Below are 22,421 nucleotides of genomic sequence, written 5' to 3' on the forward strand. Positions count from 1 at the left end.
TTTTCAAATCAGGGACCGGAGTAATTGCCGCAGTCTACCAGCGAAACCTCAGCACATTGTCAGGCGCCACCACTGCGGAAGCGGGCTCAGCCGCAGTATCCGGCGGCGTAACCGACTGGCTGGCGTCAACCACTGGTGCTTCTGCCGGCACTTCCTGCAAGCGCGCCAGGCCCAGTTGCGCACGTAACTGCTCGGGATTGGCATTGACGGCAAAGGTCAGTGTATCGCCCTGCACCTTGCGCAGTTGCGCCGCGAACGGCTCAAGAATGCGCTGCAGCTCGGCGTAACGCGCCAGGTCAACGCCCTGCACTTCCACGGTCAAACCACTGGCCGCGCCGGCGGCGACAATAAAGCGTGGTGCCAGACGTTGGTTGACCGCCAATAGAATGGCATCGGCCAACGCGGCTTGATCGGCACCCTGCACAGTGCCCTGCTCCCGCTCATCCCCAAGCCACAGGCGCCACTCAGCCTGCCATGTTCCGTTTGCTTCGCCTGCCACAACGGCCAGCAAAGCATCGGTGGCGTAGCGTTCGGAGACTTCACGCAGGGCAGCCGGATCATTCGCCGTAAGGTTTTCCGGCACCGCAACCAGTTGCTCGGCAAGGTCAGCCAACGGCAGACGCAGTGGTAGGCCACGGTGCTGTGCAGCCTGATTAAGTGATGCGGCAGCAGCTTGGCCATCACCGAGCAGGCGACTGCCATCACTGGCATCGCTCAACCACCACAGCAGAATGCTCGGACGATTGGCGCCCCACAGCGCCAGGCCCGCCTGACGTAGGCTGCGATCGGTGCTCAGCGGGTCAAAATCGACCAACAGTTTGTCGCCTTCATAGCCGTATTGACTGACGATCTGTTGCGGATCCTTGCGCAGCGCCGCCAGTGCCGGGTTCTGCGCTGCATCGGCCTTGCCGGTCAGGCGCACCACCAGGGTATCCAGCGCGCGGCTCAGGGCGGCAGCACGTTCTTCCGGTTGCTGACTGCTGACCGCTTCGCGGACTTGGTACAAATCACTTACCGGCGCGGCAAACGCCGGCAGGCCGGACAGCGACAAACAAACTAGAAGCAGGCGAGCGGTCAAACGCATGGATGAGTTCTCGACAGACGGAAAGTGGCACGCAGGCCAGGTTTAACAACAGTTGCGGCAAACCCACGCTACATAAAGCAGGAGGCGCTGGCTCAAGAGTGCGAGTTTAGGTGCTGTTAAGGCGCATTCCAAAGCCCTTTTCAGCCGCAGACTGCCAACAACAGCCAGATTTCGAGCTTAAACAGCCGCCCCAACAGCCTCAACCTTAGCGGGTGGCCGCTGCCGGGTAAGCCTGATAAAATCGCGCGCCTTCGCAGACCGCCGCCATAAGCGGTGGTGCCAATCCGAATTTCCCCTAAAGGCCTGGATCTATGAGCAAGCAACCCTCCATCAGCTACAAGGACGCAGGTGTAGATATCGACGCAGGCGAAGCCCTGGTCGAACGCATCAAAGGCGTTGCCAAGCGCACCGCGCGTCCGGAAGTCATGGGTGGGCTGGGTGGCTTCGGCGCCCTGTGCGAGATCCCGGCGGGCTACAAGCAACCGGTGCTGGTCTCCGGCACCGACGGCGTCGGCACCAAGCTGCGCCTGGCACTGAACCTGAACAAGCACGACAGCATCGGCCAGGACCTGGTCGCCATGTGCGTTAACGACCTGGTGGTGTGTGGCGCCGAGCCGCTGTTCTTCCTCGACTACTACGCCACCGGCAAGCTCAACGTCGATGTCGCCGCCACCGTAGTAACCGGCATCGGCGCTGGCTGCGAACTGGCTGGCTGCTCCCTGGTTGGCGGTGAAACTGCTGAAATGCCGGGCATGTACGAAGGCGAAGACTACGACCTGGCCGGTTTCTGCGTCGGTGTGGTGGAAAAAGCCGAAATCATCGACGGCTCGAAAGTCGCCGCTGGTGACGCGCTGATCGCCCTGCCGTCCTCCGGTCCGCACTCCAACGGCTACTCGCTGATCCGCAAGATCATCGAAGTCTCCGGTGCAGACATCGAAAGCACTCAAGTTGATGGCAAGCCGCTGACCGACCTGCTGATGGCGCCGACCCGCATCTACGTCAAACCGCTGCTCAAGCTGATCAAAGATACTGGCGCCGTCAAAGCCATGGCCCACATCACCGGCGGCGGCCTGCTCGACAACATCCCGCGCGTACTGCCAAAAGGCGCGCAAGCCGTGGTCGACGTGGCCAGCTGGACGCGCCCGGCGGTCTTCGACTGGCTGCAGGAAAAAGGCAATGTGGATGAGCACGAGATGCACCGCGTACTCAACTGCGGCGTCGGCATGGTCATCTGCGTGGCGCAGGATCAGGTCGAAGTCACCCTGCAAACCCTGACCGCCGCAGGCGAGCAGCCTTGGGTGATCGGCCAGATCGGTGAAGCAGCCGATGGCGCTGCACAGGTCGTATTGAACAACCTGAAACAGCACTAATGCCAGCACAGTGCAATGTGGTGGTACTGATCTCCGGCTCCGGCAGCAACCTGCAGGCGCTGATCGACAGCATCGCCCATGACGGCAATCCGGCACGTATCAGCGCGGTGATTTCCAACCGCGCCGATGCCTATGGCCTGGAGCGCGCAAAACAAGCCGGCATAGCCACCGCCGTGCTCGACCACAAGCAGTTCGACGGCCGCGAAGCCTTCGACGCTGCGCTGGTCGAGGCGATTGATGCGTTTAATCCGCAACTTGTTGTACTGGCCGGGTTTATGCGCATCCTGACGCCCGGCTTCGTTCGTCACTACACCGGACGCCTGCTGAATATCCACCCTTCCTTGCTGCCGAAATACAAAGGTCTGCACACCCATCAGCGGGCGCTGGAAGCGGGTGACAGCAAACACGGCTGCAGCGTGCACTTCGTCAGCGAGGAACTCGATGGCGGACCACTGGTCGTACAGGCAGTGGTACCGGTACAGTCGGATGACTCGCCCAGCAGCCTCGCGCAGCGCGTACACGAGCAAGAACATGTGATTTACCCGCTGGCCGTGCGCTGGTTTGCCGAAGGCCGTTTGCAGCTGGCCGCGCAGGGGGCGATGTTGGACGAGCAACTGTTACCGAGCACTGGACAGCTAATTCGAACGTAATCAAGGAGACACCATGGGTCGCGCCTTACTGTTCGCACTGACACTTTTGAGCCTGCCGGCACTGGCCGTCGAGCTGAAACCCTTCTCCGCCAGCTACACCGCCGACTGGAAGCAACTGCCCGTCAGCGGCAGCGCCGAACGCAGCCTTGAAGCGCTGGATAACGGCGTATGGAAGCTGAACTTCGAAGCCTCCATGCTGGTCGCCAGCCTGACAGAACAAAGCACTCTGCGCGTGGATAAAGAAGTATTCCTGCCGCAGACTTACCTGTATGAACGCAACGGCCTGGGCAAGGGCAAGAAGATCGAGCACGACTTCGACTGGAGCGCCAAACAGGTCATCGGCAGTGATCGCGACACCCCAGTGCGTCTGCCGCTGAACCGTGGCCTGCTGGACAAGTCGACCTACCAACTGGCCCTGCAATATGACGTGGCCGCCGGCACCAAGAGCATGAGCTACCAGGTGGTCGATGGCGACGAAGTGGAAACCTACGATTTCCGTGTGCTGGGTGAAGAAACCGTGCGTACCAAAGCTGGCCTGATCGACGCCATCAAGGTAGAACGCGTGCGTGATCCGACACAAAGCAGCCGCAAGACCATCCTCTGGTTTGCCAAGGACTGGGAATTCCTGCTGGTACGCCTGCATCAGGTTGAGAAAGACGGCAAGGAATACCAGATCATGCTCAAGGAAGGCACCGTCGACGGCAAAGCCGTTGAAGGCCGCCAGGACTGAGTTAGTCCGATGAAAAAAGCCGAGCTAAGTGCTCGGCTTTTTTGTGGGTGGGTGTCTGTAGGTAATGCTCGGTGCTATCACCACATCAGATCATCTGGCACCTGATAGGCCGCGTACGGATCATCGGCATCAGGCGCTTCGGTTGGGGTGTTGAGCAGCACCACGCGCTGAGGATCCCGCTCCTGGATTTTCAGTGCGGCCTCACGCGGGATCACTTCATAGCCGCCGCCGTGGCGAACAATGGCCAGCGAGCCACTGCTGAGTTTGTTGCGCACCAGGGTGTTGACCGACAGACGCTTGACCTTCTTGTCGTCGACGAAGTTGTAGTAATCCTCGGTGGTCAGCTTGGGAAGACGCGAGACTTCAATCAGCTGCTTGATCTGCGCGGCTCGGGCCTTCTGCTCGATCTTTTCCTGCTGCTGACGGTTCAGTTCCTGGTCACGTGCGGCTTTCTCAGCCATGGCCTGCTGGGCGGCGAGCTTTTGCGATTCGTCCTTCTCGGCCTGACCTTTATGCACCAGGCGCTGTTGTTTCTGCTGCTGCTTGCCGGCCTGCTTGGCCTGCTTTTCATTGACCAGCCCGGCTTTGAGCAGCTGATCGCGTAGTGAGAGAGCCATAACCTACCTTTCCAACCATCAATTTAAAGCGGGCGTGCCCACCATCAGCGGGCAGACCGCACTCGCACAATCAACAACTCGGGGTCCGCTTTTCCAGCTTTTTGGCTTCGCCCCAGAGCGCGTCCAATTCATCCAGGGCGCAATCTTCCATGTTGCGCCCCGCTTCGCGCAATGCCTGCTCGATAAAACGAAAACGCCGCTCGAATTTGGCGTTGGCTGCACGCAGGGCGGTTTCCGGATCGACCTTCAGGTGCCGCGCCAGGTTGCTGACCACAAACAGCAGATCGCCGATCTCCTCGCTAATCGCCTCAGGGTCGTTCTCGCTCATGGCTTCGAGCACTTCATCCAATTCTTCGCGCACCTTGTCGACCACCGGCAAGGCCTCGGGCCAATCGAAACCGACCTGGGCAGCGCGCTTCTGCAGCTTGATTGCACGGCTTAGCGACGGCAGCGCCGCAGGCACATCGTCGAGTAACGAAAGTTGCTCCGGTGCTGCGGCCTTCTCGGCGCGCTCTTCGGCTTTGATCTCTTCCCAGAGTTGTTTGACCGCGGCCTCTTCCAGCTTGGCCACGTCCACAGCGCCATACAGATCGCCATCAGGGAACACATGGGGATGACGGCGAATCAGCTTGGTGGTGATTGCATCAACCACCTGGGCAAACTCGAAGCGCCCTTCTTCGCGCGCCAGCTGGCTGTAATACACCACCTGAAACAGCAGGTCGCCCAGCTCACCCGGCAGATGATCGAAGTCACCGCGTTCGATGGCATCGGCCACCTCGTACGCCTCTTCGATGGTGTGCGGCACAATCGTCGCGTAGTTCTGCTTGAGATCCCACGGGCAACCATGCAGCGGGTCACGCAGGCGGGCCATCAGGTGCAGCAGGTCGTCGAGTTGGTACATGGCAAATCCAGTTAGATCGTAATCGCCTCAGGAAACCCGATGGCGGCGCGCTTCGATAATATTCGGCAGCTGCGAAATACGCCCCAACAAGCGCCCAAGCGCATCAAGCCCCGGAATCTCCACGGTGATCGACATGGACGCGGTGTTGTCGTCCTTGTTCGAACGGGTATTCACCGCCAGCACATTGAGCTTCTCGTTGAGCAGCACCTGGGTCACGTCACGCAGCAGGCCGGAACGGTCGTAGGCCTTGATGATGATTTCCACCGGGTAGGTCTGCACCGGCACCGGGCCCCAGTTGACCTGGATAATCCGCTCCGGCTCACGACCGGCCAGTTGCAACACCGACGCGCAGTCCTGACGGTGGATGCTCACGCCACGGCCCTGGGTGATATAGCCGACAATCGGGTCGCCCGGCAGCGGCTGGCAGCAACCCGCCATCTGCGTCAGCAGGTTGCCGACGCCCTGAATCTGGATATCGCCGCGTTTGCCCGGTTTGAAGCCCAGCGCCTTGCGTGGAATCAACTCCAACTGCTCGTTGACTCGATCCGGCTCGACTAGCTGCTGCGCCAGGTTGACCAGCTGCGCCAGGCGCAAGTCGCCGGCACCGAGGGAAGCGAACAGGTCCTCGCTGGTCTTCATATTGGCCTTCTCGGCCAGTTTTTCGAAGTCCACATGCGGCAGTGCCAGACGCTGCAGCTCGCGCTCCAGCTGGACCTTACCCGCCGCCACGTTCTGGTCGCGGTCCTGCAGTTTGAACCAGTGGACGATCTTGGCTCGCGCCCGGCTGGTGGTGACGTAACCGAGGTTAGAGTTCAGCCAGTCGCGGCTCGGCGTGCCGTGCTTGCTGGTGATGATTTCCACCTGCTCGCCGGTCTGCAGGCTGTAGTTGAGCGGCACGATCCGGCCGTTGATCTTCGCGCCACGGCAGTTGTGGCCGATCTCGGTGTGCACGCGATAGGCAAAATCCAGCGGCGTGGCGCCCTTGGGCAGGTCGATGGCGTGACCGTCGGGAGTGAATACATAAACCCTGTCCGGTTCAATATCCACGCGCAGCTGTTCGGCCAGACCGCCGATATCGCCCAGCTCTTCGTGCCATTCGAGCACCTGACGCAGCCAGGAAATTTTCTCTTCGTAATGGTTGGAACTGGCTTTGACGTCGGTGCCCTTGTAGCGCCAGTGCGCGCACACGCCCAGTTCGGCTTCTTCGTGCATGGCCTGGGTGCGGATCTGTACTTCCAGCACCTTACCTTCCGGGCCGAGCACAGCGGTGTGCAGCGAGCGGTAGCCATTTTCCTTGGGGTTGGCGATGTAGTCGTCGAACTCCTTGGGAATGTGCCGCCACAGGGTGTGCACGATACCGAGGGCGGTGTAGCAATCGCGCACTTCCGGCACCAGCACGCGCACCGCGCGCACGTCGTAAATCTGGCTGAACTGCAGGCCCTTGCGCTGCATTTTGCGCCAGATCGAATAGATGTGTTTGGCCCGCCCGCTGATGTCAGCCTTGACCCCGGTGGCCTCCAGCTCAACGCGCAACTGACCCATCACTTCATTGATGTAATGCTCACGGTCCAGCCGGCGCTCGTGTAGCAGTTTGGCGATCTGCTTGTACTGCTCAGGCTCCAGATAGCGGAACGACAGGTCTTCCAGTTCCCACTTGATGTGGCCGATGCCCAGGCGGTGAGCCAACGGGGCGTAGATGTCGAACACCTCGCGGGCCACGCGCTGACGTTTCTCATCATCGGCTTCTTTCACCGCGCGGATCGCGCAGGTGCGCTCGGCCAGTTTGATCAGCGCCACGCGCACGTCATCGACCATGGCCACAAGCATCTTGCGCAGGTTTTCCACCTGCGCTTGGGAGCCGAGCACCAGGGAATCACGCGGGTTCAAGGATGCGCTGATTGCCGCCATGCGCAGCACGCCCTCGACCAGTTTGGCCACCACCGGGCCGAAACGCTGATGCACCAGCGCCAAGGGCACCTTGCCTTCGCGCACGCAGCGGTAGATTACGGCTGCGACCAGGGAGTCCTGATCGAGCTTGAGGTCGGCGAGAATTTCGGCGATTTCCAGACCGGAGCGAAAACTCGACGCGCCCTCAGTCCACAGATTCTTCGCGGCATTGGCCTGCTGCTCAACCTCACGGGCGAACTCGCAGGCCTCGCGCAGGGCTTCGCGATCCAGTGCCGGATCGACGCTCAGCACATGCCCGAGCCAGGCTTCAAGGTTGATGCTGCCGTCATCGTTGATCGGCTGATGCGCTCTGACCTGAACCATCTTGCTTACCTTCCCTACGGTGCGCGGCATGCACACCGAACAGTCGCCGCCTTCTATGAGCCGGTCGGTTTAACCACTTAAGGCGCACTCCCTGCGCGCCCCTGCAGCGCCGGGATACGGCGCTTCTATCTACTGCCTGACAAACAGCGCCATCGCTTCGACGTGCGCGGTTTGCGGAAACATATCGAGGATACCTGCACGTTCCAGCCGATAGCCTTGCGCCAGTAACTCGGCGCTGTCACGGGCCAGGGTCGTCGGGTTGCACGACACATACAGCACCCGTTTGACGCCCAACGCCGTCATTTGCTTGACCACCTGCAACGCGCCATCCCGCGGCGGGTCCAATAGCACCGCGGCGAAACCGCCCTGAGCCCAGCTCGCATCGACCAGCGGGTTGGACAGGTCGGCCTGGAAAAAGTGCGCATTGCCCAGACCATTGCTCACGGCATTCTCGGCGGCGCGCTCGACCATCGCTTGCACGCCCTCCACCGCAACCAGTTCACGCACTCGCTGAGCCAATGGCAAGGCGAAATTGCCCAGACCGCAGAACAGATCCAGCACCCGCTCATCGGCCTGCGGCGCCAACCAATCCAGCGCCTGCGCGACCATGGCGTCATTCACCGGCTGGTTGACCTGCACAAAGTCACCGGGCCGATACGCCAGGTCGAGAGCAAACGCATCCAAGCGATAACTAAGCTGCTGCGCTGGATCAAACGGCTGCGGCTCGTCCGTACCGTGCAACCAGAGCTGCGCATTCTGCGCCATGCAGAACGCCTGCAAACGGGCCAGGTCCGCTTCGCTCAATACAGCGGTATGCCTTATCAGCACAGCACTGGAGCTGCCGCTGAACAACTCGACATGACCAATGGCCTGAGGTTTATCCAACTCACGCAGCACCTGGGGTAACGCGCGCAGGATCGGCTGCAAAGGTTGTACCAGCACCGGGCAATCGCTGATGGCGATAATGTCCTGGCTCGCCGCTGCGCGAAAACCCACATCCAGGCGTTTGGCCTTGTTGTCCCAGCGCACGGCAATCCGTGCGCGGCGGCGATAGCCCAGCTCAGGGCCGACCAATGGCGCAGCCCACTCTTGCGGCTCAAGATTGGCCAAGCGGCTGAGTTGCTCGGCGAGCATGCGCTGTTTCAGGGCAAGCTGATCGGCATGGGGCATATGCTGCAAGCTGCAGCCGCCACAGACCTTGGCATGCACGCAAGCCTCGCTACGCCGATCAGCACTGGCGGTGAGAATGCGCTCAACCCGCGCCTCGACTACCTTGCCGTGGGCACCCAGCACCCGCGCTTCAATCTGCTCGCTGGCCAGTGCGCCGCTGACAAACCAGGTACGCCCTTCGCTGAAAGCGATGCCACGACCATCGTTGGTCAGGCGCTCGATGGTGAGCTTCTGCTTCTTGCCCACCGGCACCTGCGGTGCACGAGAACCACCGCTGGGTTGAAAGCGCAGACCGCCGTCTTTCTTGGCCATCAGTTGCTCTTGCCATCAGTGTTCGGGGCGTCGTAAATGCCACTGGACAGATAACGGTCGCCCCGGTCGCAGATGATCGCCACCATCACCGCGTTCTCGACTTCCAGGGACAGGCGCAGCATCGCCGCCACCGAACCACCGGACGACACGCCGCAGAAGATGCCTTCCTCACGCGCCAGGCGGCGCATCACGTCTTCGGCTTCCTGCTGGCCCATGTCGATAATGCGGTCCACCCGCTCGGCCTGATAAATCTTCGGTAGATACTCTTGCGGCCAACGGCGGATACCGGGAATCGCCGCGCCTTCCATCGGCTGCAGACCGACGATCTGCACGTCCGGTTTCTGCTCTTTCAGGAAACGCGAGACGCCCATGATGGTGCCGGTGGTGCCCATCGAGCTGACGAAATGGGTGATCTGCCCGCCCGTCTGCTGCCAGATTTCCGGGCCGGTGCTGGTGTAGTGGGCAATCGGGTTGTCGCCGTTGGCGAACTGATCGAGCACTTTGCCCTTGCCATCAGCCTGCATCTGCAGGGCCAGGTCGCGGGCCTCTTCCATACCGCCGACCAGAATCAGCTGCGCGCCGTAGGCAGTCATCGCCGCCTTGCGTTCGGCGGTGGAGTTGTCCGGCATGATCAGCACCATGCGGTAACCCTTGATCGCCGCGGCCATGGCCAGGGCGATGCCGGTGTTGCCGCTAGTGGCTTCGATCAACACATCACCGGGCTGGATGTCGCCGCGCTGCTCGGCGCGAATGATCATCGACAACGCCGGACGGTCCTTCACCGAACCCGCCGGGTTGTTGCCTTCCAGCTTCAACAGCAAGGTGTTGCTGGTGTTACCCGGCAGGCGCTGCAAACGCACCAGCGGGGTGTTGCCGACGCAATCGGCGATGGTTGGGTAATGCGGGCTCATGGCGAACGAGATGATCCAGAAGCAAAGAAGGCCGCCATGATAACGGCAAACCTCGCCCGGCCATATAACAGAGCCAATGTGAGCAACAGCATTTGCCATAAGAACAGGCTCAGCCGCTAAACTGCATAGGTCAACACAGGAGGCAGCGCGTGTTAAAGGATTTAGGCATTAAAGGTCGTGTGCTCATGCTCACCCTGCTGCCCACCAGCCTGTTAGCGCTGGTGTTGGGCGGCTATTTCACCTGGGTGCAATTGTCCGGCCTGCAGGGACAACTGCTGCAGCGCGGACAGATGATCATCGAGCAGCTCGCGCCATTGGCCGCACCAGCGCTGCATGCCGGCGACAGCGACGTGCTGCAGCGCATTGCCAACCAGGCACTCGATCAACCGGATGTGCGTGCCGTGAGTTTTCTCGCCGCCGAACGCAACACCCTGGCCCATGCCGGGCCGAGCATGCTTAATCCCTCGCCGGCAGCTGGCGAGCCGCAACCCGCGCAGAACAGCAACCAGAACGCCACGCGCTTTCTGTTGCCGGTGTATCAGCAGCACCTGAGCATCACCGGCAAAACCACAGGGGAGCCTGACACCCGGCTGCTCGGCTGGGTCGAGCTGGAGCTGTCCCACCACAGCACCCTGCTCAGCGGCTACCGCAGCCTGCTGGCCAGCCTGCTGCTGATTGCCACCGGGCTGATGGTCACCGCCCTGCTCGCCGTGCGCATGAGCCGCACGATCAACGACCCGCTGCGGCAGATCAAACAGAGCGTCGCCCAGCTCAAAGACGGCCACCTGGAAACCCGCCTGCCGCCACTCGGCAGCCATGAGCTGGACGAACTGGCCTCTGGCATCAACCGCATGGCCGAGTCGCTGCAGAACGCCCAGGAAGAATTGCAACACAGCGTCGACCAGGCCACCGAAGACGTGCGGCAGAACCTGGAAACGATCGAAATCCAGAACATCGAACTCGACCTGGCGCGCAAAGAAGCCCTGGAGGCCAGTCGAATCAAGTCCGAATTCCTCGCCAATATGAGCCACGAGATCCGTACTCCGCTCAACGGCATCCTCGGTTTCACCAACCTGCTGCAGAAAAGCGAACTAACCCCACGTCAGCAGGATTACTTGAGCACCATCGAAAAATCCGCCGACAGCCTGCTGGCGATCATCAACGAGATTCTCGATTTCTCGAAGATCGAAGCCGGCAAGCTGGTGTTGGAAAATATTCCGTTCAACCTGCGCGATCTGTTGCAGGACACCCTGACCATCCTCGCCCCCGCCGCCCACGCCAAACAGCTGGAGCTGCTCAGCCTGGTCTACCGCGACACGCCGCTGTCGCTGATCGGCGACCCGCTGCGACTCAAGCAGGTGCTGACCAACCTGGTAAGCAACGCGATCAAATTCACCCGCGCCGGCACTATCGTGATTCGCGCCATGCTCGAAGACGAAAGCGCCGACCGCGCGCAGCTGCGCATCAGCGTGCAGGACACCGGCATTGGCCTGTCCGATGAAGACCTGCGCGAACTGTTCCAGGCCTTCAGCCAGGCTGACAATTCGCTCAGCCGCCAGGCCGGCGGCACCGGCCTGGGCCTGGTGATTTCCAAGCGTCTGATCGAACAGATGGGCGGCGAGATCGGCGTCGACAGCACGCCCGAAGAAGGCTCTGAATTCTGGATCACCCTGAGCCTGCCCAAGGCCCGCGACGATGCCGAAGACCTGCCGCGGCCACCGCTGCTCGGCCGCCGCGCTGCCGCCCTGGAACACCACGACCTGGCGCGCCAGGCTCTGCAGCATCAACTAGAAGACTGCGGCCTGCAGGTCAGCGGCTTCGACAACCTCGACAGCCTGCTCAGCGCCGTGGCCGAGGCGCGACATAGCGCCCAGCCAATTGAACTGGCGGTACTCGGCGTCAGCACCCAAACCTTGCCTCCGGAGCGCCTCGATCAACGCATCTGGGAGCTCGAACGCCTGGCCTGCAAGACCCTGCTGCTGTGCCCCACCACCGAACAGTCGCTCTATCACAGCCTGTTGCCGGATGCGTACAGCCAACTGCAGGCCAAGCCGGCCTGTACGCGCAAGCTGCAGCGCGGCCTGGCTGAGCTGGTGAGCCCACGGCAGAACCGAGCAGAAAACAAGCAGAGCGCACCGAGTCGCCCGCCGTTGATTCTCTGCGTCGACGATAACCCAGCCAACCTGCTGCTGGTACAAACCCTGCTGGACGACATGGGCGCGCAAGTCAGCATCGCCAACAGCGGCTATGAAGCCGTGGAGAGAGCTGCCGAGCAGCCATTCGACCTGATCTTTATGGATGTACAGATGCCCGGCATGGACGGCCGCCAGGCCACCGAAGCCATTCGCCAACAGGAAAGCCAACGCGGCCGGAGTCCGGTGCCGATTGTTGCGCTGACCGCCCACGCCCTGGCCAACGAGAAACGCGCCCTGCTGCAAAGCGGCCTGGACGACTACCTGACCAAGCCGATCAGCGAGCGTCAACTGGCCCAGGTGGTACTCAAATGGACCGGCCTGGCCCTGCGCAACCAGAGCAATGAGCACACAGGCATCAGCGCCACGCATAACAACCTCAGCGTGTTGGATGCCGATGAAGGCCTGCGCCTGGCTGCCGGCAAGGCGGACCTGGCCGCCGATATGCTGAGCATGCTGCTCGCCGGCCTGCCCGGCGACCGCCAGGCCATTCGTCAGGCGCGCGACAGTGGCGAGCGCAACAGCCTGATCGAACGCGTACACCGCCTGCACGGCGCTACCCGTTACTGCGGCGTACCGCAGCTACGTGCCGCCTGCCAGCGCAGCGAAACCCTGCTGAAACAGAATGATCCGGCCGCCCAGCACGCCCTGGATGAGCTGGATGCCGCCATCGACCGGCTGGCCCGCGAAGCTGAAGTCAACGCCTGAAGCAGCAGGCCAACGCAGCCAATAGCGGCTGCGTGGTAGCATTTGCGCCTATTTGGAGGCTCCATGGCTGAACACGATTTTCGCTACAACCTGCTCAACCCCGAACACACCCTGATTGAATGCCGTGCTTTGGCACCGGGCCGTTACCAGGTCACCGGTAATGGCGGCTCGATCCAGAGCGGCGACACCTTGCTGGTGACCCTCAAAGGTAGCCGCGAATTGTCGATGCGCCTGCAGGCCGACAAGGTTCGTCATCTGATCAACCCGCGTGGCCAGTGGGTCGCCGTGGCCACCGGCCCGGCCTTCAAGGAGTTGGCGATCTTCAATTGGCAGGCCTACTGCGACAGCTGCAATGCTCAGCTGGACTTCGAGTTCGCCGTCGACGCCGCCCTCGGCAAAAAGGCCCAGGCACCTGCCGCCGAAGCGCGCATCAAGGAACTGGGCTGGCTGTCGAAAAATGCCAAGCACCTGTGCCCGAAATGCATCAACAAGGAGGCTATATGAAACGCGTACTGACTATCAGCCTGCTGGCTGCCGGCCTCGTGGGCTGTGCCACATCCGCACCGCAGCTGGAAACCGAGCACAGCTACCAGGTGGAATGGATCGGCGAGCGCCCACTGATCGACCGCAGCCACCTGACCATCACCCTCGGTGACGACGGCCGCGCCTATGGCAACGCCGGCTGCAACCACTGGTTTGCCAGCTACACCCTGGAGGGCGAAACGCTGAGCTTCAGCGCCCCCGGCAGCACCCGCAAGATGTGCGCCCCAGCCTTGATGGAGCAGGAAGCGCGCTTTCTCGCTAGCCTGAGCACAGTAGAGCGCTGGGATTTTTCCGCCACCGAGCAGCTGCGACTGTGGCCCGCCGAAGGCAAGCCATTGCGCCTATGGCCTGAGAGCAAATAAGAGCCCGTCTCGGATCAGCTGCGCGTCGGCCAAACTGGGTAGCAATGCAGTAACAGCTACAGACTGTTACTAACGTAGCGCCTTGTTTTGCTCTAGCTAGCTAGATCCGAAACAGACTCTACGCGCACAAACCATGCGCAACAAAAAAGGGAGCCCGAAGGCTCCCTTTTTTTGTTGCGGCTGAAACTCAGTGAATGATCTGGCTGAGGAACAGTTTGGTGCGTTCGTTCTGCGGATTGGTGAAGAAGGCGTTGGGCTCGTTCTGCTCCACGATCTCACCCTTGTCCATAAAGATCACCCGGTTCGCCACGGTGCGGGCGAAGCCCATTTCGTGGGTTACGCAGAGCATGGTCATACCGTCTTCGGCCAGGCCGATCATGGTATCCAGCACTTCCTTGACCATTTCCGGATCGAGGGCCGAGGTCGGCTCGTCGAACAGCATGATCTTGGGCTTCATGCACAGCGCACGGGCAATCGCCACACGCTGCTGCTGGCCGCCAGAAAGTTGTCCTGGGTACTTGTGGGCCTGCTCCGGAATGCGCACGCGCTCAAGAAAGTGCATGGCAATCTCTTCCGCCTGACGCTTGGGCATCTTGCGTACCCACATCGGCGCCAGGGTGCAGTTCTGTAGCACGGTCAGATGCGGGAACAGGTTGAAGTGCTGGAACACCATGCCGACTTCGCGGCGCACCGCTTCGATGTGCTTGAGGTCGTGGGTCAGCTCGGTGCCATCAACCACGATGCGACCTTGCTGGTGTTCTTCCAGCCGATTGATGCAGCGGATGGTGGTCGATTTGCCCGAGCCCGAAGGCCCGCACAACACGATACGCTCGCCCGGCTGCACGCTCAGGTTGATGTCCTTGAGCACATGGAACTGGCCGTACCACTTGTTCACGCCCTGCAGCAGGATCATCGGCTCGGCGCTGGGTTGCTTGTTGGCTTCACTCATAACTCACTCCTAACGCTTGTGGCCGGTGTCCAGCTTGCGCTCCAGATGCTGGGAGTAGCGGGACATACCAAAACAGAAAATCCAGAAAATCAGCGCGGCGAACACATAGCCTTCAGTGGCCATGCCCAGCCAAGCCGGATCGGTGGTGGCTTGCTTGATGCTGTTGAGCAGGTCGAACAGGCCGATGATGATCACCAGGCTGGTGTCCTTGAACAGCGCAATAAAGGTGTTGACGATGCCGGGAATAACCAGCTTCAGGGCTTGCGGCAGAATCACCAGACCCATCATCCGCCAATAGCCCAGGCCCATGGCCGCAGCGGCCTCGTACTGACCTTTGGGAATTGCCTGCAGACCACCGCGCACCACTTCGGCGATATAGGCCGACTGGAACAGAATCACCCCGATCAACGCACGCATCAGCTTGTCGAAGCTCAGACCCTCGGGCAGGAACAGCGGCAACATGACCGAGGACATAAACAGCACGGTGATCAACGGCACACCGCGCCAGAACTCGATAAAGGTCACGCAGATCACGCGGATCGCCGGCATATCCGAACGCCGTCCCAGCGCCAGCAGAATGCCCAGCGGCAAAGCGCCGGCAATACCCACAGCGGCAATCACCAACGTGAGCATCAGACCGCCCCACTGGCTGGTGGACACAGTCGACAGACCGAAGAAACCACCGTGCAGCAACCAGAAGGCCAGCAGCGGATAAACCACCAGGAAAGCCAGGCCATACATGGCCTTGCGCGGCATTTGCGGCACGAACAGCGGTGCAGCACCGATGACCGCTAACCACAGGGTCAGGTCAACACGCCAGCGCAGCTCACTTGGGTAGAAACCGTACATAAACTGGCCGAAACGCTGCTGCACAAACACCCAGCACGCGCCGCCACTGGTGCAGTCGGCACGGGTGGTACCGGTCCAGTCCGCATCAATAAACGCCCACTGAATCAGCGGTGGCAGCATCAGCCAGACCAAATAGGCTGCAAACAATGTCAGCAGGGTGTTGAACCAGCTGGAGAACAGGTTGGCGCGCAGCCAACCCACCACACCAACGCTCAGCGCGGGTGGCGGTAGATCAGGTTTGAACGTATGAGTTTGCATGGCTGCTCCTTACCGCTCGATCAGCGCAATGCGCTTGTTGTACCAGTTCATCAGCATGGAAATGCTGATACTGATTGCCAGGTACACACTCATGGTGATGGCGATCACCTCGATCGCTTGCCCGGTCTGATTGAGTACCGTGCCGGCGAACAGCGAGACCATGTCCGGATAACCGATACCGGCTGCCAGTGAGGAGTTTTTCGCCAAATTGAGGTATTGGCTGGTCAACGGCGGAATGATCACCCGCAGTGCCTGCGGAATAATCACCAAGCGCAGCGTCTTGCCCGCTGGCAGGCCCAGAGAGCGAGCCGCTTCGGTCTGCCCGTGGTTGACGGCCATGATCCCTGAACGCACGTTCTCGGCGATAAAGGCTGCGGTGTAGATGGTCAACGCCAGGGTCAAGGCCATCAGCTCAGGGATGAGTACCCAGCCGCCACGGAAGTTGAAGCCCGTCAGCTCCGGCACACTCCACTGCAACGGGTTGCCGCCCAGCAAAATCGCCAGACCCGGCAGGCCGATCAGCAGCGGTATTGCCCCCAGCGACACCGGAAACAGCTGGCCAGTGGCCTCAAAGCGCGCCTTCGACCAGCGCGCCAGCAGCACCACACCAATGATCGCCACAATCACCGCACCGGCAAACAAGCCAAAGCTGTCGGTCGGGCTTGGGGCTGGCATATACAGGCCGCGGCTGTTGAGGAAGAACGCTTCACCAACGCCCATGCTCTGCCGCGGTCCTGGCAGGGAGAGCATGACAGCGAAGTACCAGAAGAAGATTTGCAGCAACGGCGGGATATTACGGAACGTCTCGATGTATACCGTGGCCAGCTTGCTGATCAACCAGTTCGGCGACAGACGTGCCACACCCAGCAAAAAACCCAACAGCGTCGCCAGAACAATACCAATCACCGACACCAACAGGGTGTTGAGCAGGCCCACCACGAAAACACGCCCATAGGAGTTGCTTTCGTCGTAGTCGATCAGGTGCTGGGCAATACCGAAACCGGCGCTGTTATTGAGAAAGGAAAACCCGGACGTAATCCCGCGTTTTTCCAGGTTGGTCTGGGTGTTGTCAAACAGAAACCAGCCGAGCGCCACAACGGCGATAACGGCAAGAATTTGAAATAGCCAAGCACGCGCCTTGGGGTCGGTCCAAACCGATCCACCGGGGCGCGGGACATTTGCAGTGGTTTGCATAGGAGCCCTCTTGGAACCCTCATGCCCGCATTAGCGGGCATGAGGTTCACATCAATCAGAACAATGCCAGCCACTCAGGACGAGTGACTGGCAGCGGACGGTCAGCGCACCGGCGGTGCGTACTGCAGACCACCTTTGTTCCACAGGGCGTTGAGGCCACGTTCGATCTTCAGCTCGCTGCCGGTACCGACGTTGCGCTCGAAGCTTTCGCCGTAGTTGCCCACTTGCTTGACGATCTGTACAGCCCAGTCTTTCGGCAGTTTCAGATCTTTACCGAACTCACCTTCAGCACCGAGCAGACGTGCTACGTCGGGGTTCTTGGTGGATTTGGCTTGCTCTTCGACGTTGGCCGAAGTCACACCCAGCTCTTCAGCGTTGACCATCGCGTAGAGCGACCAGCGCACGATGTCGAACCACTCTTCGTCACCCTGGCGTACGACGGGGCCCAGTGGCTCTTTCGAGATCACTTCCGGCAGTACCACGTAGGAATCCGGGTCAGCCAGCTTGATGCGCTGTGCGTACAGCTGCGACTGGTCGGACGTCAGCACGTCGCAACGACCAGCTTCAACCGATTTGGCGCTCTCGTCGGAGGTGTCGTAAGTGATCGGGGTGTACTTCAGGCCATTGGCACGGAAGTAGTCGGAGAGGTTCAGCTCGGTGGTGGTACCTGCCTGGATGCAGACAGTTGCGCCATCGAGTTCTTTAGCGCTGGAAACGCCAAGTTTCTTGTTAACCAGGAAGCCTTGACCGTCGTAGTAGTTAACGCCGGCAAAGTTCAGACCCAGGCCCGAATCACGCGAGCTGGTCCAGGTGGTGTTACGCGAGAGGATGTCGACTTCGCCGGACTGCAGCGCGGTGAAGCGCTCTTTGGCGGTCAGCGGGCTGTACTTGACCTTAGTCGCGTCACCAAATACCGCAGCAGCAACTGCGCGGCATACGTCAACGTCGAGACCCAGGTAGTTACCCTTCTCATCGGCGTAGGAGAAGCCAGGCAGACCATCGCTGATACCGCACTGTACGAAACCTTTCTTCTGGATCGCGTCCAGAGTAGCGCCTGCTTGAGCAAAACTGCTGACACCGAGAACAGCGGCGGTGGTCAGTACTGCCAATGTGGATTTCACCATCTTCATTAAAACCTCCAGTTGCTTTTGTTGTGTTTGGAGTCTCGGTTCTACCACCGTACCCTTATGAGGCTCGTTGACTGTGTCGGCAGCAACACACTCAACCGGGGATCAAACCTTAGCGCGAGTTTAGTTGCCGATTGCTCCAGCGGCCATAAACTCTCACCCGCCCATTATTTGAATGGGCTAGAGACAGATAGCAAGTGACTTGTCGCACAGCATGCAGCACCTGGCGAACCTGTGAAGCGCCGTTAACGGCATTTCAGTCTGCTCCGTGCCCGGTTTGGTGGCAGTGTTACCACGGCCCGGCCACGTCATCAGTCCCTATGGGGTATAGCAAGGCCCGTACCAGCGCCGCGCTTTGAGCACCATACGGACAGGTCAAGAGCAAAACTTGCACCCTGGCGACAACTTCTTTCTAGAATCGCCACCCCCTAAATTTTCCCGCGCACTAAATCAGCGCACATGCACCACAGCGGAGCCTCAAATGAGTGAACCCTTGATTCTTCAGCCCACACTTGCCGCCGATGCGTGCGTCATTTGGTTGCACGGCCTGGGGGCCGACCGTTATGACTTTATGCCGGTGGCCGAGATGCTGCAGAAGCGCCTGCACAGCACCCGCTTCGTGTTGCCGCAAGCGCCGACTCAGGCGGTAACCATCAACGGCGGCTACGCCATGCCCAGCTGGTACGACATCCTGGCCATGAGCCCGGCCCGCGCGATTAACCGCGAACAGCTGGAAGCCTCGGCGCAACAGGTGATCGAACTAATCGAAGCACAGCGTGACAGCGGTATCGACCCGGCCCGCATCGTCCTCGCTGGCTTCTCTCAGGGCGGCGCGGTGGTGCTGCACACTGCCCTCCTACGCTGGCAGTTTGCGCTCGGTGGCGTAATTGCACTGTCAACCTACGCCCCTACATTCAGCGACGAGGTGGTCCTGGCAGATACAAAAAGACAACTGCCGGTCCTGTGTTTGCATGGCACATTCGACGACATCGTACTGCCGGCCATGGGCCGTGCAGCCCATGACTACCTGATTGCATCCGGCGTCAGCGTGCAATGGCGTGATTACCCGATGGGCCACGAAGTGGTGAATGAGGAAATCCGCGACATCGCCGACTGGCTGGAGCAACGGTTTACCAGTTGACTGCCTGCGAGCGAGACCACCTATGCCTGCCATACCTGCGATCAAGACCCTGCGTGATATCCAGCTGATCGAGCAAACACCGCTGGCCGAACGCGACCTGCCGGCCAGCACGTATGAGCTGATCTGCCGCAGTGCTGCGCAGCAAGCAGATGCACCGGCGCTCTCGTTCATCCTCCAGGGCACGGCAAACGAGGCGGCTTACCGCCTCAGTTACAGGCAGCTGCTGGGCAAGATCACCCAGACCGCCAACGCCTTCCACCGGCTGGGCTTACGTCCGGGCAAGGCGGTGTCGTTTCTGTTGCCCAACCTGCCGCACACCCACTTCACCATCTGGGGCGGCGAAGCGGCAGGGATCGTCAATGCAATAAACCCGCTGCTCGACCCGGAACATATCGCCGAGCTGATCCAGGCATCGGACTCCGAGCTGCTGGTGACCCTGGCGCCCTTCCCCGGCACCGACCTGTGGGCGAAGGTCGAAGGCCTGCGCGAGCAACTGCCTGCGCTCAAGGCGATTATCTGTGTGGACATGGCCAATCTGCTGCCGGAGCCGCAGCGCAGTGCGATCAAAGCGCAACGCGGGCCGCTGCCAGACGGCGTACTGGACTTTGATGAGCTGATCGCGGCCTGCCCAGACGACCACCTGGAAAGCGGCCGCGTAATCGCGCCAGACGACATTGCCAGCTACTTCCACACCGGCGGCACCACTGGTACGCCGAAGCTCGCGCCGCACAGCCATGGCAACGAAGTGGCCATGGCATTCAGCATGAACTTGGTCACCCGCTTTGAGCCGGGCGATGTCACCCTTTGCGGCCTGCCGCTGTTTCACGTCAACGGGGTGATTGTTACAGGTCTGACTGCTTTTATCGGCGGCGCCGAAGTGCTGCTGGCAACGCCGCAGGGGTACCGCAACGCCAACCTGATCAGCAATTTCTGGACGATCATCGAACGCCATAACGTCAGCTTCTTTAGCGGCGTACCAACCATCTACGCCGGCCTGCTGCATGTGCCGAGCGAAGGCCATGACCTCAGCTCGCTGAAATACGCCCTGTGCGGCGCGGCACCGATGCCCGTTGAGCTGATTCGCCAGTTCGAAAGCAAAACTGGGCTAACCCTGATCGAAGGCTACGGCCTGACCGAAGGCACCTGCGGCAGCTGCGCCAACCCACCTGCTGGCGAGCGTCGCCCCGGTTCCATCGGCCTGCCGATGCCCTATTGTGAGGTGAGCATCAAAGTGCTCGACGAACAGGGCTACTACCTAAGAGAGGCCAATCGCAATGAAATCGGCAACCTGTGCATCCGTGGCGCCACAATATTCAAGGGTTACCTGCAAAGCAGTAAGAACGCCGGCATCTGGGTCGACGGCGACTGGTTCAACACCGGCGACCTCGGCCGTGTGGATGCTGATGGCTACATCTGGCTGACCGGACGCAGCAAGGATCTGATCATCCGTGGCGGCCACAATATCGACCCACAGATGATTGAAGAAGCGCTGCACAAACACCCCGCCGTGGCCATGGCTGCAGCGGTCGGAAAGCCTGACGAAAAGGCCGGCGAACTGCCGGTGGTCTACGTGCAACTCAAACCCGGCGCTGAGGTCAGCGAAGCCGAACTGTTGGCCCATGCAGCCGAACACATTCACGAACGCGCGGCGATCCCCAAGGATGCCTGGATCATTGACACCATACCGCTGACCGCGGTGGGTAAAACCTTCAAACCGGCGCTGCGCTTCGATGCGATTGCCCGCGTTTATCAGTCGGCACTGGCAGAAATAGATGCCCGTCTGCGCGTGGAGGTATTGAGTGACGACAAACGCGGACAGATTGCCCACATCTATATACCCGCCGACCAGGCCGCACTGGCCGATGCAGTGAGCCAACGACTGGCGGGTTTTGCCGTTGCGATAGAACTGCACCTCACCGAGTAAACAATCACTGGCGCAAGGAACACGCCAGAATTGTGATAAACCATTCAACTTCAATACCGCTGGTCGCCCGTGCGCCTGACAAGGATTGTCAGGCCAGAGGCAGCGGAATATGTTCAGGCATGGTGTTCGCCCTTAATGCAGGGAGCGTTAGCGATGCCCACTATTCGTAGCCTACAGCCACACCTGCCGCCCCAATGAAAAACGCTAAATGGCAGGCTGATCTGCAGCAAATTCGCCACTTGCGACTGTTCAATAACGTCGCCGCCAGCGGCATTAATCAGCTGCTTAAAGAATTTCGCGCCTGCGACCTGGATGCAGGGGAAGTGTTGTTATCCCCCTTCAACCGCAACCAGTACCTGTACCTGCTGCTCAAGGGCCAACTCAAGGTCTACCTTGGCTCGCTTGATAGCCAGGCTGTCAGCACCCTCAAAGCCGGCGACTGTGCAGGCGAAATCAGCTTTATCGATAACGAACACCCCTCCGCCTATGTGGTGGCGACGGAGCCCTGCTGCGTGCTGCGCCTGCACCGCGAATCCTTGTACAACCTGTTCCAACAATCACCAGCACTGATGCAGAATTTGCTCGAACTGCTCTGCGACCGTGTGCGCAAAGGCAACCGGCTCATCCTCGACAGCGAACAGACCGCCAATATTGATGCCCTGACCGGCGCCTATAACCGTCGCTGGCTGGAACATATCTTCGAACGAGAAAGCACCCGCAGCGCCTTCAATGGCAAACCACTGTGCATGCTGATGCTCGATGTCGACCACTTCAAAGCCTACAACGACCAGCATGGCCACCTCGCGGGCGACTACGCCCTGTGCCTGGCTGCGCACACCCTGCGCAACCAGCTGCGCCCTAAGGATAGCTTGACCCGCTACGGCGGTGAAGAGTTCGTCATCCTGCTGCCGGAAATCGGTACCGATGAAGCCCGAAGCATCGGTGAGCGCCTGCGCCAGGCGCTGCGAGCCATCAGCTCATTTCACTCCCCGATTGGCGTACTGCCGGGGGTGACCGTATCCATTGGCCTGGCGCAGATGCAGCCCAAAGACAGCCTGCAAGGCGTAATCGCCCGCGCTGACAGCGCGCTGTATCAGGCCAAACAGCAAGGTCGCGACTGCCTCTGCGGTTAGCCCTTTGCGATCTGCTGCGCGTTTA

Annotated in this window: 19 protein-coding genes; 9 read left to right on the forward strand and 10 right to left on the reverse strand. The window is 60.6% G+C overall.

Annotation, left to right across the window (positions count from 1 at the left end; translation table 11 throughout):
• Nucleotides 1–34 precede the first annotated feature (34 nt).
• Nucleotides 35–1,084 carry a DUF2066 domain-containing protein gene (locus tag HBN63_RS17735; protein ID WP_170050321.1) on the reverse strand — a complete coding sequence of 350 codons (1,050 nt, stop codon included), beginning with the start codon at nucleotides 1,082–1,084 and terminating at the stop codon, nucleotides 35–37.
• 311 nt (nucleotides 1,085–1,395) lie between these two features.
• Between HBN63_RS17735 and purM the strand changes: the two genes are divergently transcribed.
• Genes purM through HBN63_RS17750 form a run of 3 tightly spaced genes read left to right on the forward strand, consistent with a single transcriptional unit; the run spans nucleotide 1,396 to nucleotide 3,834 of the window.
• A complete protein-coding gene (gene purM, locus HBN63_RS17740) occupies nucleotides 1,396–2,454 on the forward strand; it encodes a phosphoribosylformylglycinamidine cyclo-ligase (RefSeq protein WP_170050322.1) in 1,059 nt (352 codons plus the stop codon).
• Nucleotides 2,454–3,104 (forward strand): phosphoribosylglycinamide formyltransferase, encoded by a 651-nt coding sequence (gene purN, locus HBN63_RS17745; protein ID WP_170050323.1) that lies wholly within the window; start codon nucleotides 2,454–2,456, stop codon nucleotides 3,102–3,104. The genes purM and purN overlap by 1 nt, the downstream gene beginning before the upstream one ends.
• Before the next feature lie 13 nt (nucleotides 3,105–3,117).
• Complete coding sequence (locus HBN63_RS17750) at nucleotides 3,118–3,834, forward strand: DUF3108 domain-containing protein (RefSeq protein ID WP_160087587.1); 717 nt, start codon at nucleotides 3,118–3,120, stop codon at nucleotides 3,832–3,834.
• Nucleotides 3,835–3,911: 77 nt separating this feature from the next.
• On the opposite strand, the gene HBN63_RS17755 is transcribed toward HBN63_RS17750, so the two are convergent.
• From HBN63_RS17755 to cysM, 5 genes are all read right to left on the reverse strand, one after another.
• Nucleotides 3,912–4,451 carry a DUF2058 domain-containing protein gene (locus HBN63_RS17755; protein ID WP_090252530.1) on the reverse strand — a complete coding sequence of 180 codons (540 nt, stop codon included), beginning with the start codon at nucleotides 4,449–4,451 and terminating at the stop codon, nucleotides 3,912–3,914.
• 70 nt (nucleotides 4,452–4,521) lie between these two features.
• Nucleotides 4,522–5,352: a nucleoside triphosphate pyrophosphohydrolase gene (gene mazG / locus HBN63_RS17760; RefSeq protein ID WP_170050324.1), complete on the reverse strand. Its 831-nt coding sequence runs from the start codon at nucleotides 5,350–5,352 to the stop codon at nucleotides 4,522–4,524.
• A gap of 27 nt (nucleotides 5,353–5,379) precedes the next feature.
• Complete coding sequence (gene relA, locus HBN63_RS17765) at nucleotides 5,380–7,623, reverse strand: GTP diphosphokinase (protein WP_170050325.1); 2,244 nt, start codon at nucleotides 7,621–7,623, stop codon at nucleotides 5,380–5,382.
• A 129-nt stretch (nucleotides 7,624–7,752) separates the two neighbouring features.
• Entirely contained in the window at nucleotides 7,753–9,105 is a 1,353-nt protein-coding gene (gene rlmD / locus HBN63_RS17770; protein WP_170050326.1) for a 23S rRNA (uracil(1939)-C(5))-methyltransferase RlmD, read from the reverse strand.
• Complete coding sequence (gene cysM, locus HBN63_RS17775; protein WP_170050327.1) at nucleotides 9,105–10,016, reverse strand: cysteine synthase CysM; 912 nt, start codon at nucleotides 10,014–10,016, stop codon at nucleotides 9,105–9,107. Before cysM ends, rlmD begins: the two co-directional genes overlap by 1 nt.
• A gap of 149 nt (nucleotides 10,017–10,165) precedes the next feature.
• Here cysM and HBN63_RS17780 point away from each other — a divergent pair, with 149 nt between their 5' ends.
• From HBN63_RS17780 to HBN63_RS17790, 3 genes are all read left to right on the forward strand, one after another.
• The gene (locus HBN63_RS17780; RefSeq protein ID WP_170050328.1) at nucleotides 10,166–12,916 is read left to right on the forward strand and encodes an ATP-binding protein; all 2,751 of its coding nucleotides are present in this window, start codon (nucleotides 10,166–10,168) and stop codon (nucleotides 12,914–12,916) included.
• Nucleotides 12,917–12,979: 63 nt separating this feature from the next.
• Nucleotides 12,980–13,420: a hypothetical protein gene (locus HBN63_RS17785; protein ID WP_170050329.1), complete on the forward strand. Its 441-nt coding sequence runs from the start codon at nucleotides 12,980–12,982 to the stop codon at nucleotides 13,418–13,420.
• Nucleotides 13,417–13,821, forward strand: coding sequence for an META domain-containing protein (locus HBN63_RS17790; protein WP_170050330.1), 405 nt, complete (start codon nucleotides 13,417–13,419; stop codon nucleotides 13,819–13,821). The genes HBN63_RS17785 and HBN63_RS17790 overlap by 4 nt, the downstream gene beginning before the upstream one ends.
• A gap of 187 nt (nucleotides 13,822–14,008) precedes the next feature.
• On the opposite strand, the gene HBN63_RS17795 is transcribed toward HBN63_RS17790, so the two are convergent.
• From HBN63_RS17795 to HBN63_RS17810, 4 genes are all read right to left on the reverse strand, one after another.
• Nucleotides 14,009–14,770, reverse strand: a complete 762-nt coding sequence (locus HBN63_RS17795) for an amino acid ABC transporter ATP-binding protein (protein ID WP_160087619.1) — start codon at nucleotides 14,768–14,770, stop codon at nucleotides 14,009–14,011.
• A 9-nt stretch (nucleotides 14,771–14,779) separates the two neighbouring features.
• Nucleotides 14,780–15,877 carry an amino acid ABC transporter permease gene (locus HBN63_RS17800; RefSeq protein ID WP_090252492.1) on the reverse strand — a complete coding sequence of 366 codons (1,098 nt, stop codon included), beginning with the start codon at nucleotides 15,875–15,877 and terminating at the stop codon, nucleotides 14,780–14,782.
• Nucleotides 15,878–15,886: 9 nt separating this feature from the next.
• A complete protein-coding gene (locus HBN63_RS17805) occupies nucleotides 15,887–17,071 on the reverse strand; it encodes an amino acid ABC transporter permease (RefSeq protein WP_160087623.1) in 1,185 nt (394 codons plus the stop codon).
• A 101-nt stretch (nucleotides 17,072–17,172) separates the two neighbouring features.
• Complete coding sequence (locus tag HBN63_RS17810) at nucleotides 17,173–18,201, reverse strand: amino acid ABC transporter substrate-binding protein (protein WP_090252487.1); 1,029 nt, start codon at nucleotides 18,199–18,201, stop codon at nucleotides 17,173–17,175.
• 478 nt (nucleotides 18,202–18,679) lie between these two features.
• On the opposite strand from HBN63_RS17810, the gene HBN63_RS17815 reads away from it, so the two are divergent.
• From HBN63_RS17815 to HBN63_RS17825, 3 genes are all read left to right on the forward strand, one after another.
• Nucleotides 18,680–19,339 carry an alpha/beta hydrolase gene (locus HBN63_RS17815; protein WP_170050331.1) on the forward strand — a complete coding sequence of 220 codons (660 nt, stop codon included), beginning with the start codon at nucleotides 18,680–18,682 and terminating at the stop codon, nucleotides 19,337–19,339.
• 22 nt (nucleotides 19,340–19,361) lie between these two features.
• Nucleotides 19,362–21,263 (forward strand): acyl-CoA synthetase, encoded by a 1,902-nt coding sequence (locus tag HBN63_RS17820; protein WP_170050332.1) that lies wholly within the window; start codon nucleotides 19,362–19,364, stop codon nucleotides 21,261–21,263.
• A 194-nt stretch (nucleotides 21,264–21,457) separates the two neighbouring features.
• A complete protein-coding gene (locus HBN63_RS17825; protein ID WP_170050333.1) occupies nucleotides 21,458–22,396 on the forward strand; it encodes a GGDEF domain-containing protein in 939 nt (312 codons plus the stop codon).
• Nucleotides 22,397–22,421: the final 25 nt, after the last annotated feature.

It is taken from the genome of Pseudomonas sp. WS 5011 (assembly GCF_012985775.1).
GTDB lineage: Bacteria > Pseudomonadota > Gammaproteobacteria > Pseudomonadales > Pseudomonadaceae > Aquipseudomonas > Aquipseudomonas peli.